This window comes from Micrococcus sp. iso_26, assembly GCF_056172975.1.
The window spans coordinates 662305-676847 of the sequence record NZ_CM149652.1; the positions used below are offsets into that span (position 1 = coordinate 662305).

General features: G+C 74.1%; 13 protein-coding genes. 11 read left to right on the forward strand and 2 right to left on the reverse strand.

Annotated features, from left to right (window positions below):
• Window positions 1-3 precede the first annotated feature (3 nt).
• The 4 genes from AC0VX0_RS03070 to AC0VX0_RS03085 all read left to right on the forward strand — a co-directional run bounded on the left by AC0VX0_RS03070 (window position 4) and on the right by AC0VX0_RS03085 (window position 4400).
• A complete protein-coding gene (locus AC0VX0_RS03070) occupies window positions 4-603 on the forward strand; it encodes a DivIVA domain-containing protein (RefSeq protein WP_041105097.1) in 600 nt (199 codons plus the stop codon).
• Window positions 604-757: 154 nt separating this feature from the next.
• The gene (gene pdhA, locus AC0VX0_RS03075) at window positions 758-1912 is read left to right on the forward strand and encodes a pyruvate dehydrogenase (acetyl-transferring) E1 component subunit alpha (protein WP_041105099.1); all 1155 of its coding nucleotides are present in this window, start codon (window positions 758-760) and stop codon (window positions 1910-1912) included.
• Window positions 1913-1920: 8 nt separating this feature from the next.
• Window positions 1921-2976, forward strand: a complete 1056-nt coding sequence (locus AC0VX0_RS03080; RefSeq protein WP_044659478.1) for an alpha-ketoacid dehydrogenase subunit beta — start codon at window positions 1921-1923, stop codon at window positions 2974-2976.
• Window positions 2973-4400 carry a dihydrolipoamide acetyltransferase family protein gene (locus tag AC0VX0_RS03085; protein ID WP_101965597.1) on the forward strand — a complete coding sequence of 476 codons (1428 nt, stop codon included), beginning with the start codon at window positions 2973-2975 and terminating at the stop codon, window positions 4398-4400. The genes AC0VX0_RS03080 and AC0VX0_RS03085 overlap by 4 nt, the downstream gene beginning before the upstream one ends.
• Before the next feature lie 105 nt (window positions 4401-4505).
• Here AC0VX0_RS03085 and AC0VX0_RS03090 read toward each other — a convergent pair whose 3' ends face one another.
• Together AC0VX0_RS03090 and AC0VX0_RS03095 are read right to left on the reverse strand one after the other, a co-directional pair.
• Entirely contained in the window at window positions 4506-4979 is a 474-nt protein-coding gene (locus AC0VX0_RS03090; RefSeq protein ID WP_051995227.1) for a GNAT family N-acetyltransferase, read from the reverse strand.
• Window positions 4980-5083: 104 nt separating this feature from the next.
• Entirely contained in the window at window positions 5084-5731 is a 648-nt protein-coding gene (locus tag AC0VX0_RS03095; protein ID WP_144818283.1) for a TetR/AcrR family transcriptional regulator, read from the reverse strand.
• A 113-nt stretch (window positions 5732-5844) separates the two neighbouring features.
• Here AC0VX0_RS03095 and AC0VX0_RS03100 point away from each other — a divergent pair, with 113 nt between their 5' ends.
• From AC0VX0_RS03100 to AC0VX0_RS03130, 7 genes are all read left to right on the forward strand, one after another.
• Window positions 5845-7461 carry a carboxyl transferase domain-containing protein gene (locus AC0VX0_RS03100; protein WP_041104212.1) on the forward strand — a complete coding sequence of 539 codons (1617 nt, stop codon included), beginning with the start codon at window positions 5845-5847 and terminating at the stop codon, window positions 7459-7461.
• A 7-nt stretch (window positions 7462-7468) separates the two neighbouring features.
• Complete coding sequence (locus tag AC0VX0_RS03105; RefSeq protein ID WP_144819445.1) at window positions 7469-9610, forward strand: acetyl/propionyl/methylcrotonyl-CoA carboxylase subunit alpha; 2142 nt, start codon at window positions 7469-7471, stop codon at window positions 9608-9610.
• Between the two features lie 15 nt (window positions 9611-9625).
• Window positions 9626-10813 carry an acyl-CoA dehydrogenase family protein gene (locus AC0VX0_RS03110; protein WP_041104216.1) on the forward strand — a complete coding sequence of 396 codons (1188 nt, stop codon included), beginning with the start codon at window positions 9626-9628 and terminating at the stop codon, window positions 10811-10813.
• A 1-nt stretch (window position 10814) separates the two neighbouring features.
• Window positions 10815-11345, forward strand: coding sequence for a MaoC family dehydratase (locus AC0VX0_RS03115; protein ID WP_041104218.1), 531 nt, complete (start codon window positions 10815-10817; stop codon window positions 11343-11345).
• Window positions 11342-12220, forward strand: coding sequence for an HpcH/HpaI aldolase/citrate lyase family protein (locus tag AC0VX0_RS03120; RefSeq protein WP_044658614.1), 879 nt, complete (start codon window positions 11342-11344; stop codon window positions 12218-12220). Before AC0VX0_RS03115 ends, AC0VX0_RS03120 begins: the two co-directional genes overlap by 4 nt.
• Window positions 12221-12422: 202 nt before the next feature.
• Complete coding sequence (locus tag AC0VX0_RS03125) at window positions 12423-12797, forward strand: DUF485 domain-containing protein (protein WP_041104222.1); 375 nt, start codon at window positions 12423-12425, stop codon at window positions 12795-12797.
• Complete coding sequence (locus tag AC0VX0_RS03130) at window positions 12794-14416, forward strand: solute symporter family protein (RefSeq protein ID WP_049147680.1); 1623 nt, start codon at window positions 12794-12796, stop codon at window positions 14414-14416. Before AC0VX0_RS03125 ends, AC0VX0_RS03130 begins: the two co-directional genes overlap by 4 nt.
• Window positions 14417-14543: the final 127 nt, after the last annotated feature.

Here is a 14543-nt window from a genome sequence, read left to right on the forward strand (position 1 = left end):
CCCATGACCCCCCGCACCACCCCGGACACCGAGCCGGTCTTCGAGCTCGTCGAGCAGGACGAGATCGGCTACGAGACCACCCACGTGGACGCCTTCATGGCGCGTGCCCGTGAGGCGCGCGACGGCGGTGCCCCGCTGACGGCGGAGGAGGTGCGCCAGGCCCGCTTCGCGACCGTCAACGGCGGCTACGCCACCGACGAGGTGGACGACGAGCTGGACCGTCTGGAGGAGGAGCTGGCCGCCGCCGAGCGTCAGGCCTTCGTCGCCGAGCGCGGGGACGAGGACTGGGCCGCGGACCTCGAGGAGCGCGTGGCCGAACTCGTGGCCCGCGCCGATCGGGCCCCGGCGGAGCGCTTCCGCCGCCCCTCCCGCGCGGACGCTGTGAGCTACGACGTGGACCAGGTGGACGCGCTCGTGGACCGCCTGCGCGTCACCCTGGCCGGCGCGGAGGGCTCGACGGATCCCGACGCCGAGGGCGGGCTGACCGCGGACGACGTGCGCCGCGCGTCGTTCGGCGAGGCGGAGGGTGCCGCCGGCTACGAGGAGGGCCAGGTCGACGCCTACCTCGACGCCGCCGTCGACGTGCTGCTGCGCCGCGCCTGACACCCTGCCCTCGCGCGGCGGCCCGGGAGAGTGGCGCAGATCACACTGGAGTGATTACAATCACACCACCGAGACGCCGCGCGCTCCACCCCTGCTCGCGCATGCGTACAACTCCCTCGCCCCGCACCGTGGGCGTCGATCGGAAGGCAGTGCAGTGACCCTCGTGGACCACACCCGTCCCACCGGCGGACAGTCCGCCGGCTCTCCGCCCCCGGCGGGCCCGGCCGAGGCCGTGATGCTCCAGGTGCTCGACGCGGAGGGCCGCCGCCGTCCGCAGCCGGAGCTCGACCCGTGGATCGAGGACGTCGACGCCGACGCCCTCGCCGCGCTGTACCGCCAGATGGCCGTGGTCCGTCGCCTCGACGTCGAGGCCACGCACCTGCAGCGTCAGGGCGAGCTGGCCCTGTGGCCGCCGCTGCTGGGCCAGGAGGCCGCCCAGGTGGGCTCCGCCGTCGCGCTGCGCCCGGACGACTTCGTCTTCCCGTCCTACCGCGAGAACGGCGTGGCCCTGCTGCGCGGCGTCCCCGCGCTGGACCTGCTGCGGGTGTGGCGCGGCTCCACGTTCTCGAGCTGGGACCCGAACGAGACGCGGGTGGCCACCCAGCAGATCATCATCGGCGCGCAGGCCCTGCACGCCGTCGGCTATGCGATGGGCGTCCAGCGGGACCAGGCGGACGTCGCCACGATCGTCTACTTCGGCGACGGCGCCACGAGCCAGGGAGACGTCAACGAGGCCATGGTCTTCAGCGCCTCGTACCAGTCGCCCGTGGTGTTCTTCTGCCAGAACAACCACTGGGCCATCTCCGAGCCCGTGCGCCTGCAGACCCGCCGCAGCATCGCGGACCGCCCGTGGGGCTTCGGCATCCCGTCGATGCGCGTGGACGGCAACGACGTCCTGGCCGTGCTCGCCGCGACCCGCGCCGCCGTCGAGCGCGCGGCCGACGGGGGCGGTCCCACCTTCATCGAGGCCGTCACCTACCGCATGGGCCCGCACACCACCGCGGACGACCCCACCCGCTACCGGGACGACGCCGAGCTCGAGGCCTGGAAGGCCCGTGACCCGTTGACCCGCGTGGAGGCGCACCTGCGCACCCTCGATGTGGACGTGGACGCCGTGCTCGCACAGGCCCAGGCCGAGGCCGACGAGCTGGCGGCCGAGGTCCGCCGCGCCCTCGAGGCGCTCGAGGAGGACGGCGCGGACAGGCTCTTCGACGAGATCTACGCTGAGCCCCACCAGGAGCTCGAGCGGCAGCGCCGCGAGCACGCCCTCTACCTGCAGCAGTTCGACGACGAGGAGGCGGGCGCGTGAGCGAGCGCATGACCTTCGGCCGTGCGATCAACCGCGGCCTGCACCGTGCCCTGGCCGACGACCCCAAGGTCCTGCTCATGGGCGAGGACATCGGCGCCCTCGGCGGCGTGTTCCGCATCACCGACGGCCTGCAGGCCGAGTTCGGCGAGGACCGGGTGCTCGACACCCCGCTGGCCGAGTCCGGCATCGTGGGCACGGCCATCGGCCTGGCGATGCGCGGCTACCGGCCCGTCGTCGAGATCCAGTTCGACGGCTTCGTGTACCCGGCGTTCGACCAGATCGTGGCGAACCTGGCCAAGCTGCGTGCCCGCACCCGCGGCGCCGTGCCGATGCCGGTCACCATCCGCATCCCCTTCGGCGGCGGCATCGGCTCCCCGGAGCACCACTCCGAGTCGCCCGAGGCCTACTTCCTGCACACCGCGGGCCTGCGCGTGGTCTCCCCGTCCTCCCCACAGGAGGGGTACGACCTCATCCGCGCCGCGATCGCCTCGGAGGACCCGGTGGTCTACCTCGAGCCCAAGCGTCGCTACCACGACAAGGGCGACGTGGACCTGGACGTCGCGATCCCGCCGATGAGCCCGGCCCGCATCCTGCGCGAGGGCCGTGACGCCACGCTCGTGGCCTACGGCCCGCTCGTGAAGACCGCCCTGCAGGCCGCCGAGGTGGCGGCCGAGGAGGGCGTCGAGGTCGAGGTGGTCGACCTGCGCAGCCTGTCCCCGCTGGACACCGGCCTCGTCGAGTCCTCGGTGCGGCGCACCGGCCGGCTCGTCGTGGCGCACGAGGCCTCCCGCACCGGCGGCCTCGGCGCCGAGCTCGTGGCCACGGTGGCCGAGCGAGCGTTCCACTGGCTCGAGGCCCCGCCGGTGCGCGTCACCGGCATGGACGTGCCCTACCCGCCGTCCAAGCTCGAGCACCTGCACCTGCCGGACCTCGACCGCATCCTCGACGGCCTGGACCGTGCTCTGGGCCGGCCGAATTCGCTGGACTCCGTGGACGCGTTCGCCGCCCCCGAGACCGCCGAGCAGTTCCTCGCGGCCCAGAACGCCGGGGAGGAGACCCGATGAGCCAGAAGACCTTCCGCCTGCCCGACCTCGGCGAGGGCCTGACCGAGTCCGAGATCGTGACGTGGCGCGTGGCCGAGGGCGACGCGGTGAGCGTGAACCAGGTGCTCGCCGACGTCGAGACGGCCAAGGCCGTGGTCGAGGTCTCGAGCCCGTTCGCGGGCGTCGTCGCGGCCCTGCACGGCGCCGAGGGTGAGACCCTCGAGGTCGGTGCGCCCCTGGTGACCTTCACCCTCGAGGGCGCCGAGCCCGACGTCGGCGGGCCCGCCGAGGGTGACGGCCGCGTGCCCACCCTCGTCGGCTACGGCGCCGCGCCGGACACCGGCAAGCCCGGCCGCCGTGCGCGGCGCGGCTCAGCGGCACCGGCGACGTCGGCCGCCCCGGTGGGTGAGCCCGCCCGCGGACAGGCGCCGTCCACGTCGGAGGCGGCCCCCGCCGGCGCCGGGCGCCCGCAGCCCGAGGCCGCCGAGCCGGACCGCGCGGACGCGGCCCACGAGCCGGCCCCGGGCGAGCGACCCCGGTGCACTCCGCCCGTGCGCCTGTACGCGCGCCGCGCGGGCGTGGATCTGGAGCAGGTCACCGGCACGGGTGTGGGCGGGGTCATCACCCGCGCGGACGTCGAGGCGTTCCTGGCCGGGGGCGGGCAGCCCGCGGCCGCGGCGGCGCCGCCGCAGTCCGGCGCCGAGTCGGGCTCGACCGGGGGCGTCCGCACCCTGGGTGGCCGCCCGCGCACCGAGGCCGTGCCGGTCAAGGGCGTGCGCAAGGCGACCGCGGCGGCCATGGTGCAGTCCGCGTTCACCGCCCCGCACGTGACCGAGTTCCTGCAGGTGGACGTCACCGAGACCATGGAGCTGCTCGCCGAGCTCAAGGCCTCCCGCGAGTTCCGGGACGTCAAGCTCACGCCCATGACGCTCGCCGCCAAGGCGTGCCTCGTGGCGATGGAGCGCACCCCGGACGTCAACGCCCGGTGGGACGAGGCCGCCGGGACGATCGTCCAGCAGAACTTCGTGAACCTCGGCTTCGCCGCCGCCACCCCCCGCGGGCTGATGGTGCCGAACGTCAAGGACGCCCAGGCGATGAGCCTGAGGGAGCTGGCCGACGCCATCCGCGATCTCACGGGCCTCGCCCGCGAGGGGCGGCTGTCCCCGGCGGACCTGGCCGGCGGCACCTTCACGCTCACGAACGTCGGGGTGTTCGGCGTGGACGCGGGCACCCCGATCATCAACCCGGGCGAGGGGGCGATCATCGCGATCGGCCAGGTCCGGAGGATGCCGTGGGAGCACCGCGGCGAGATCGCCCTGCGGGACGTCATGACGCTGTCCCTCTCGTTCGACCACCGCTTCGTGGACGGCGAGCAGGGCTCGCGCTTCCTCGCGGACGTCGGCGCGATCCTGCGCCGCCCGGGTCTGACCCTGACCATGGTCTGACGGCCCCGGACGCGCCGCGGCCCCGCCACCCGGGCACCGGGAGGCGGGGCCGTCGTCGTGGCAGACCGGTGCGGCCGCCGGCACGGCGGGGGCCGCGGGGCGCGCTCAGTCGGCGGCGGGCAGCTCCATCACGAGCTCGGTGATGACCTCGGCACGGGCGTTGGAGAAGACCTTCTCCTCGCCGACGGTCTCGAAGCCGCGGCGGGAGAGCACCTTCACGGAGCCCACATTGTCCTCGGGCACGTGCGCCCGCAGCGGGCGGGCGGTGTGCTCCTCCAGGAACCGGTCCACGGCCGCGGTCGTCAGCCCCAGGCCCCAGTAGTCCTGCGCGGTCCAGAAGGACAGCTCGCCCACGCCGTCCTGCTGGGTGCACACGAGCGCACCCACGGCGCGGCCCTCGTGCTCGATGGTCCGCACGACGGTGTCCTCGTCCCCGAGCAGGTGGGCCCAGTGGTAGTCGAAGACACCGCGGTCCCGGGGGTTGCGGGGGGCGAAGGCGGACATCAGGTTGGCCTGCTCGTCCTGCTGGTGGAGAAAGAACTCGTCCAGATCCTCGGGTCGGACGTCACGAAGAAGCACGGCGGTGGACCTCTCGGGGCGGGGTTCGACGGCGTCCGCCGTCGCGGGTACCGGCCACCGTACCACCGGGCACGACACCGGCCCGCCGGGCCGGTGCCGCCCGCTCAGTCCCCGCCGGGCAGCGGCCCGGGGGCCGTGGCCGCGGCCCAGGCCATGGCCACGAGGGTCGCGCGGCGGGCCGCGCGGTCGGCCGCGGTGCGCCGCACCGAGCGGGGGGTGGAGTTGAGCAGGCCCAGCACGGCCTGGGCGCGGAACACGGCGGTGGCCTGGTCCTCGCGGGGGTGGACGACCTGCAGCTGGCGCGCCCACACGTCGATGTAGGCGCGCTGGGTGCGCGTGATGGCCGTGCGCGCGCCGTCGGGCAGGGCGGACATGTCGCGGTCCTGCACGCGGATCACGTCGCGCTGGGCGAGGGCGAAGTCCGCCTGGAAGCCGATGAGGGCCCGCAGGGTCTCCGCCCCCGGCGCGTGCTGCGCCTCGGCGGCCAGCCCGCCGTCCAGCAGGTCCTGCGAGGCCGTGTCGAGGATCGCCGTGAGCACGGCGGCCTTGCCGGCGAAGTGGCGGTAGATGGCGGGGCCGCTGATCCCGACCGCGGCGCCGATGTCCTCGAGGCGGACCGCGTCGAAGCCCCGGGCCGCGAACAGTCGCGCCGCGGCCGCGAGCAGGTCCACCCGGCGTCGGGCCTTGGCGGCCTCCCGGGCGGTCGGCGGGGTCGCCGGGGCGGCGGGGGACGCGGGATCGGCGGCGGGCATGGGTTCCACTGTAGGACGAGACGAGGCGCGCCGGGCGCCCGGTCGACGTCAGTGACGATCGTCACTACACTGAGGCTCGGTTCAGTTAGTCGTCATTCACTGAAGGGGGTCTCATGACCGCCAGCACCCCGGCCCCGGCCGCGCAGTCCGCGCCCACCGTGGCCGAGCGCAACGCGGCCGGCCACGCTCGGCTCGAGCAGGAGCTCGCCGACCTCGTCGCCCGCACGTCGCTCGGCGGGCCCGAGCGCTCGCGCGAGCGCCACACCGGCCGCGGCAAGCTGCTGGTGCGGGACCGCATCGACGCGCTGCTCGACGAGGGCTCGCCCTTCCTCGAGGTCGGCGCGCTGGCCGCGCACGGCCTGTACGGCGGGGACAGCCCCGCCGCCGGCGTCGTGGCGGGCATCGGCCTGGTCCACGGCCGCCTCGTGATGGTGGTCGGCAACGACGCCACCGTGAAGGGCGGCACCTACTACCCCATGACGGTGAAGAAGCACCTGCGGGCCCAGGAGATCGCCCTGGAGAACCGCCTGCCGTGCATCTACCTCGTGGACTCCGGCGGCGCGTTCCTGCCCCGCCAGGACGAGGTCTTCCCGGACCGCGAGCACTTCGGCCGCATCTTCCGGAACCAGGCGCTGCTCTCCTCGCAGCGCATCCCGCAGCTGGCCGCGGTGTGCGGCTCCTCCACGGCGGGCGGCGCGTACGTGCCGGCCATGTCGGACGAGACCGTGATCGTGCGCGAGCAGGGCACCATCTTCCTCGGCGGCCCCCCGCTCGTGAAGGCCGCGATCGGGGAGGACGTCTCGCCCGAGGACCTCGGCGGCGGCCGGCTGCACGCCGAGCGCTCCGGCGTCGCGGACCACCTGGCGGACGACGACCTGCACGCCATGCAGATCCTCCGGGACATCGTGGCCACCCTGCCCCCGGCCGAGGCGCCGGCCTGGGAGGTCGCCCCCGCCGCGGAGCCCGCCAAGGACCCGGCCGAGCTGACCAGCGTCGTGCCCGTGGACGTGAACACCCCTTACGACGTGCGCGAGGTGATCGACCGCCTCGTGGACGGCGGCTCCGTCCACGAGTTCAAGCCCCTCTACGGCACCACCCTGGTCACCGCGTTCGCGCGGATCGACGGCCACCCCGTGGGCGTCCTCGCCAACAACGGCATCCTGTTCGGAGACTCCGCCCGCAAGGGCGCGCACTTCATCGAACTGTGCGACCAGCGCGGCATCCCGCTGCTGTTCCTGCAGAACATCTCCGGCTTCATGGTGGGTCGGGACGCGGAGGCCGGCGGCATCGCGCGCGACGGCGCCAAGATGGTCACCGCCGTCGCGACCGCCCGCGTGCCCAAGCTGACCGTGGTGATCGGCGGCTCGTTCGGCGCCGGCAACTACGCGATGTGCGGCCGCGCCTACTCACCCCGCTTCCTGTGGATGTGGCCGAACGCGCGCATCTCCGTGATGGGCGGCCCGCAGGCCTCCTCCGTGCTCACGCAGATCAAGCAGGACCAGCGGGCCGCCGCGGGGGAGGAGCCGATGTCCTCCGAGGAGGTCGAGGCCTTCCAGGCGCCGGTCCGTCGGCAGTACGAGGACCAGGGCAGCCCCCTGTACTCCACCGCCCGCCTCTGGGACGACGGGGTGATCACCCCCGGCCAGACCCGCCGGGTGCTCTCCCTGGCCCTCGACGTCATCTCCCGTTCCCCGCTGCCGGACTCCCGGTTCGGCCTGTTCCGCATGTGAGGCACCCGTGACCGAGAACCACGCCCAGGGGACGCCCCTGTTCGACACCGTGCTGGTGGCCAACCGCGGCGAGATCGCCGTGCGCGTCATCCGCACCCTGCGCCGCCTCGGCATCCGCTCGGTGGCCGTGTACTCCGACGCCGACGCCGACGCGCGGCACGTCCGGGAGGCGGACACGGCGGTCCGCCTCGGCCCGGCTCCGGCCCGCGAGTCCTACCTGGACATCGACGCCGTCGTCGACGCCGCGCGCCGCACCGGCGCCCAGGCCGTGCACCCCGGCTACGGCTTCCTGTCCGAGAACGCCGACTTCGCCCGCGCGCTGGAGGCGGCCGGCATCGTGTTCGTGGGCCCTCCCGTGGGCTCGCTCGACGCGATGGCGGACAAGATCCGGGCGAAGGAGACCGTGGCCGCGTACGACGTGCCGGTGGTCCCCGGCATCCAGGACCCCACGCTCACCGACGAGCAGATCACGACCGAGGCCGAGCACGTCGGCTTCCCGCTGCTGATCAAGCCCTCCGCGGGAGGCGGCGGCAAGGGCATGGTGGCCGTGCGCGCCGCCGAGGAGCTGCCCGGCGCCCTCGCCTCGGCCCGGCGCACGGCGCGCTCGGCGTTCGGCGACGACACCCTGCTGCTCGAGCGGCTCATCACCGCGCCCCGGCACATCGAGGTGCAGGTGTTCGCGGACGCCCACGGCGCCACCGTGCACCTGGGTGAGCGCGAGTGCTCCCTGCAGCGCCGCCACCAGAAGGTGATCGAGGAGGCCCCCGCGCCCCTGCTGACCGGGCTGGCGCACGGGGCCGAGCTCCGCGAGCGCCTGGGCCGGGCCGCCGTGGACGCGGCCGTGTCCGTGGGCTACCGCGGCGCCGGCACCGTCGAGTTCCTCGTCTCGGACGAGAACCCGGACGAGTTCTTCTTCATGGAGATGAACACCCGCCTGCAGGTGGAGCACCCGGTCTCCGAGGAGGTCGTCCGGGTGCGCGGACGACGCCTGGACTTCGTGGAGCTGCAGCTGCGCATCGCGGCGGGGGAGCCGCTCGGCTTCGCCCAGGCGGACGTGAGCCTCGACGGCGCCGCCGTCGAGGCCCGCGTCTACGCGGAGGACCCCGCGAACGGCTTCCTGCCCTCCACCGGGCCGGTGCTGCGCTGGCGCGAGCCCGCCGGCGAGGGCGTCCGCGTCGACACGCTCCTGCTGCCCTCCCGGCCGTCCGAGGAGCGCGCGTTCGGCTCCGGGCCGCAGGCGCGGCCCGCCACCGCCGCCGGCGCCGTGGACCCCGTGGACGTCGACGGCGCACAGCCCGAGATCACCGGCTTCTACGACCCGATGATCGCCAAGCTCATCACCCGCGGCGCCGACCGCGCCGAGGCCCTCGACCGGCTCGACGCCGCGCTCGCGGACACCGTGCTGTTCGGCGTCCGCTCCAACCTGGGCTGGCTGCGCGAGCTCGCGGCCCGCGCGGACGTGCGGGCCGGCCGGCTCACCACCGAGCTGATCGACGGCCTCGAGGCGTGGACCGCCCCCGCGCTGCCCGAGGACCTCGCCGCGCTCGCGGCCGAGGCCCTGGCCGACGTGTCCGAGGACGCGGCCGCCGCCGAGCAGCGCGCGGCCGGCACCGCGTGGGCCCGGGCGGACGGCTGGCGCGGCGCCGGCGCCCCGCAGCCCGGGATGCGCGTGCGGGTCGGGGACGAGGACCGCATCCTCACCGCCCCCGCCGCCGACGCCGAGGTGGACGAGGACGCCGGAGCCCTGGCGGGCGTCAACCTCCTGGCCGGTGACCCGCGGGACCCACGCTCAGCGTGGCTGCACCGCGACGGCGCCGCGTGGCAGGTCCGCCGCCTCACCCGGGCCGAGGTGGTCGAGGCCGCCCGCGCGGCCGCGGCCGCGCGTCGTGCCCCGGCCGGCGCAGCGTCCCCCGAGGCCCGCACGCCCATGCCGGGCACCGTCGTCGCCGTGTCCGTGGCCACCGGGGACACCGTGGCCGCGGGCCAGGAGCTGGCGGTGGTCGAGGCCATGAAGATGGAGCACCCCGTCACGGCCGCCGTCGCCGGCGTCGTGACCGTCCACGTCGCCGAGGGCGACGCCGTGGCCGCGCAGGCGTTGATCGCCGTCGTCGAGCCCACCGAGCACGCAGCACCCGCAGAGAACACCTGAGAACAGGAGAGGACCATGAGCACCAAGCACCGCACCCTGCCCGCCCTCGAGGAGGACTACCAGGTCCTCTCCGACACCGTCCGCGAGTTCGCCGACGAGGTCGTGGCCCCGGTCTCCGCCGAGCTGGACGCCCAGCACGAGTTCCCGTACGAGATCGTGGCCCAGATGGGCGAGATGGGCCTGTTCGGCCTCCCGTTCCCCGAGGAGTACGGCGGCATGGGCGGCGACTACTTCGCCCTGGCCCTGGCCCTCGAGCAGCTCGGCCGCGTCAACCAGTCCGTGGCCATCACCCTCGAGGCCGGCGTCTCCCTGGGCGCCATGCCGCTGCTGAAGTTCGGCACCGAGGAGCAGAAGCAGCGCTGGCTGCCGGACCTCGTGGCCGGCACGCACCTGGCCGGCTTCGGCCTCACCGAGCCGGGCGCGGGCTCCGACGCCGGCGGCACCCAGACCACCGCCGCGCTCGAGGACGGCCAGTGGCGCATCAACGGCGCCAAGGAGTTCATCACCAACTCCGGCACGGACATCACCTCGCTCGTCACCGTCACCGCCGTGACCGGCACCGTGGAGGGCAGGACCGGCCACGACGGCCGCCCCGCCAAGGAGATCTCCACGATCCTCGTGCCCGCCGGCACCGAGGGCTTCTCCGTGGCCAAGGCCTACGACAAGGTCGGCTGGAACTCCTCGGACACCCACGCCCTGCACTTCTCGGACGTGCGCGTGCCGGAGGAGAACCTGCTGGGCGCCCGCGGCCGCGGCTTCGCCCACTTCCTCGAGATCCTCGACGAGGGCCGTATCGCCATCGCGGCCCTGGCCACCGGCGCGGCCCAGGGCTGCGTGGACGAGTCGGTCGCCTACGCCAAGCAGCGGACCTCGTTCGGCCAGAAGATCGGGCAGTTCCAGGCCGTGTCCTTCAAGATCGCCCGCATGCAGGCCCGCGCGCACGCCGCCCGCCTGGCCTACTACGAGGCCGCCCAGAAGATGCTGGCCGGCAAGCCGTTCAAGACCGAGGCCGCCATGGCCAAGCTGATCGCCGGCGAGGCCGCCATGGACAACGCCCGGGACGCCACCCAGGTGTTCGGCGGCTACGGCTTCATGAACGAGACCCTCGTTGCCCGTCACTACCGCGACTCCAAGATCCTCGAGGTCGGCGAGGGCACCACCGAGGTGCAGCTCATGCTGATCGCCCGCGAGCTGGGCCTCTGACGTGACGGAGCGCGTCGAGATCGAGCAGCGGGGCCGCTACGCGGACGAGCTGGCGGTCGGTCAGGTCTACCTGCACCGGCCCGGCCGCACGCTCACCGAGGCGGACAACGTCCTGTTCACCACCCTCACCATGAACCCGCAGGCCCTGCACCTGGACCACGCGTACGCGGCGGACCAGCCGTTCGGCCGACCGCTGGTCAACTCGATGCTGACGCTGTCCACCCTGGTGGGCCTCGCCGTCGGGCAGACCACACAGGGCACGCTCGTGGCCCAGCTCGGCCTGGGGGAGATCGCGTTCCCGAAGCCGGTCTTCCACGGGGACACGCTCTACGGGCGCTCCGAGGTCACCGCGATCCGCGAGTCCTCCTCGCGGCCGGGGCAGCGGATCGTCACGTTCGCGATGACGGGGGAGAACCAGCACGGCGACGTCGTCGTCCGCGCCCAGCGCACCTGTCTGATGTGGACCGCGCAGGCGCACGCGGAGGCCAAGGCGAAGGCCGCCGACGCCGCAGGCACGGGGGAGCGGGCATGAGCGCGCTGACCCTCGGACCGGCCGTCATGTTCACCCCGGCGGACCGCCCCGAGCGGTACGCCACGGCGCTCGAGCGCGCGGACGCGGTGATCCTCGACCTCGAGGACGCCGTCACCCCGGACGCCCGGCCCACCGCGCGGGACGCCGTCGCGGCGGCCTGGGCGGGGCGGGCGACGGGCGGGGTCGACGGCGGCCCGCTGGACGAGGACCGCGTGGTGGTCCGCGTGAACCCCGCGGGCACCGCGGACCACGACGCCGACCTGGCCATGCTCGCCGGGACGGGCTGGCGCACGCTCATGCTCGCCAAGGCCGAGTCCGCCGCGCAGGTGGACGGGGTCGTCGCCGCCCTCGGACCGCAGACCCGCGTCGTCGCCCTATGCGAGACCGCGGCCGGGATCCTCGCCGCCGCCGACCTGGCCGCCCACCCGCACGTGGGTGCGCTGATGTGGGGCGCCGAGGACCTCGTGGCGTCGATGGGCGGCAGCTCCTCCCGCACCCCCGAGGGCGCCTACCGCTCCGTGGTCCAGCACGCCCGCGCGACGGTGCTGCTGGCGGCGGCCGCCCACGGCGCGGCCGCATGGGACGCCGTCCACCTGGACCTCGGCGACGAGGCCGGGCTGGCCGCCGAGGCCGAGGACGCCGTCGCCCTGGGCTGCACCGCGACCGTGTGCCTGCACCCGCGCCAGGTGCCCGTCGTGCGCTCCGCCTACACGCCCGCCCCGGAGGCCGTCGAGCGCGCCCGGCGCGTCCTCGCCGCGGCCGAGGGCCGACACGGGGCCTTCGAGCTGGACGGGGCGATGGTCGACGAGGTGGTCCTCGCCCAGGCCCGCGCGGTCCTGCGCCGCGCGGACGCGCCCCGGCCGGCGAGCGCCTGACCGGCTCCTCGGCGGCTCCGCGCCCCGGCGGCCCCGTGCCGTCGGGGCGCGTCCGCGTCCGCACGGCTGCGCCCCGGGGCTGTCACACGGGCGCACGGCCCCGGGGCGCGCTTGACGGCGCACCCCTCCGCCCGCCAGAGTGTGGTTGTCATCACAGTGATCTGTCTCACACTGATCCGTCCTACGCACCCCCGGAGGGCCCATGTCATCCAGCGAGCCCACGGCGCCGGTCCCCACGGCCGCGCAGTTCCGCGCCGCGCAGCAGTCCGAGGAGTTCATCGAGCTCCGGCGCACCCACCGATCCTTCGCCTTCCCCATGACCGTGGCGTTCTTCGTCTGGTACCTGGTGTTCGTGATCGTCGGCGCGTTCTTCCCCGAGTTCATGGCGATCCGCCTCGGCGGCAACATCACCCTCGGCCTGATCCTCGGCCTGCTCCAGTTCGTCACCACGTTCCTGATCACCTTCGCCTACGTCCGTTTCTCCAACCGGACCCTGGACCCCCGCGCCACCGCGCTGCGTGAGCGCCTCGAGCGCGAGGCCGCCGGCGCCCACGAGAACCCGGAGGCCACGCGATGAGCGCGCTCACCCCCCTGCTCCAGGCCGCCCCGCAGACGGTCGGCAACCCCGCCGTGAACATCGGCATCTTCGTCGCCTTCGTGGTGGTCACCCTCGTGATCGTGATCCGCGCGTCCAAGACGAACGCGTCCTCGGCCGACTACTACGCCGGCGGCCGCGGCTTCTCCGGCACCCAGAACGGCACGGCCATCGCGGGTGACTACCTCTCCGCGGCCTCGTTCCTGGGCATCGTGGGCGCGATCGCCCTCTACGGCTACGACGGCTTCCTCTACTCGATCGGCTTCCTCGTGGCGTGGCTCGTGGCCCTGCTGCTGGTGGCCGAGCTGCTGCGCAACACCGGCAAGTTCACCATGGCGGACGTGCTGTCCTTCCGCCTGCAGCAGCGTCCCGTGCGCATCGCCGCCGCCTTCGGCACCATGGCCGTCTGCCTCTTCTACCTCCTGGCCCAGATGGCCGGCGCCGGCGGCCTGGTGTCCCTGCTGCTGAACATCAACGACCGGGCCGGCCAGGCCCTCGTGATCGTGATCGTGGGCGTGCTGATGATCGTCTACGTGCTGATCGGCGGCATGAAGGGCACCACCTACGTGCAGATCATCAAGGCGATCCTGCTGATCGCCGGCGCGGGGATCATGACCGTGTGGTCACTGGCCCTGTTCGGCTTCGACTTCAACGCCATGCTGGGGGCCGCCGTCGAGATGCACCCGAAGGGCGAGGCGATCCTCGAGCCGGGCCTGCAGTACGGCGCCAGCGCGCTGACCCGCCTCGACTTCGTGTCCCTGGGCATCGCGCTCGTGCTCGGCACCGCCGGCCTGCCGCACGTGCTCATGCGGTTCTACACGGTGCCCACCGCCAAGGAGGCGCGCAAGTCCGTGGTGTGGGCCATCGTCCTCATCGGCGCGTTCTACCTGTTCACCCTCGTGCTGGGCTACGGCGCCGGCGCGCTGATCGGCCCCGAGCGCATCCTGGCCGCGCCCGGCGGGCAGAACTCCGCGGCCCCGCTCCTGGCGTTCGAGCTCGGCGGCTCCATCCTGCTGGGCCTGATCTCGGCGGTCGCGTTCGCCACCATCCTCGCGGTGGTCGCGGGCCTGGCCATCACGGCGGCGGCGTCCTTCGCCCACGACGTGTACGGCTCCGTGATCGCCAAGCACCCGCTCACCCCGCAGGAGGAGGTGCGGATCGGCAAGATCACCGTGGTGGTGATCGGCGTCCTGGCGATCGTCGGCGGCATCGCCGCCCAGGGCCAGAACGTGGCGTTCCTCGTGGCGCTCGCCTTCGCGGTGGCGGCCTCGGCGAACCTGCCGACCATCCTCTACTCCCTGTTCTGGCGGCGCTTCACCACCCGCGGCGCGGTGTGGTCGATGTACGGCGGACTGCTCTCCGCGATCATCCTGATCGTCCTGTCCCCGGTGATGTCCGGGACGCCGACCTCGATGATCCCGGGCGCGGACTTCGCGGTGTTCCCGCTGAAGAACCCGGGCATCGTCTCCATCCCGCTGGCCTTCTTCCTCGGCTGGCTCGGCTCGGTGACCTCGTCGCGTGCCGAGGACCCGGACAAGCAGGCCGAGATGGAGGTCCGCTCCCTCACCGGCATCGGCGCCGAAAAGCCGGTGCAGCACTGATCCGCAGCTGACCCGGTCCCACGGGGGCCGGCGGGGCGGGACGTCGCGGTGCGGCGTCCGTCCGGCCGGCCCCCCGTCCGTGTCCAGGCCCGGCTGGCATCATGGCGGGGTGACGCACGGATCCCTC

Bases quoted from the DNA above. Each gene is read 5' to 3' on its own strand.
- AC0VX0_RS03070 (WP_041105097.1), top strand. From the start codon at position 4: ATGACCCCCCGCACCACCCCGGACACCGAGCCGGTCTTCGAGCTCGTC.
- AC0VX0_RS03080 (WP_044659478.1), top strand. From the start codon at position 1,921: ATGACCTTCGGCCGTGCGATCAACCGCGGCCTGCACCGTGCCCTGGCC.
- AC0VX0_RS03085 (WP_101965597.1), top strand. From the start codon at position 2,973: ATGAGCCAGAAGACCTTCCGCCTGCCCGACCTCGGCGAGGGCCTGACC.
- AC0VX0_RS03095 (WP_144818283.1), bottom strand. From the start codon at position 5,731: ATGCCCGCCGCCGATCCCGCGTCCCCCGCCGCCCCGGCGACCCCGCCG.
- AC0VX0_RS03100 (WP_041104212.1), top strand. From the start codon at position 5,845: ATGACCGCCAGCACCCCGGCCCCGGCCGCGCAGTCCGCGCCCACCGTG.
- AC0VX0_RS03110 (WP_041104216.1), top strand. From the start codon at position 9,626: ATGAGCACCAAGCACCGCACCCTGCCCGCCCTCGAGGAGGACTACCAG.
- AC0VX0_RS03120 (WP_044658614.1), top strand. From the start codon at position 11,342: ATGAGCGCGCTGACCCTCGGACCGGCCGTCATGTTCACCCCGGCGGAC.
- AC0VX0_RS03125 (WP_041104222.1), top strand. From the start codon at position 12,423: ATGTCATCCAGCGAGCCCACGGCGCCGGTCCCCACGGCCGCGCAGTTC.
- AC0VX0_RS03130 (WP_049147680.1), top strand. From the start codon at position 12,794: ATGAGCGCGCTCACCCCCCTGCTCCAGGCCGCCCCGCAGACGGTCGGC.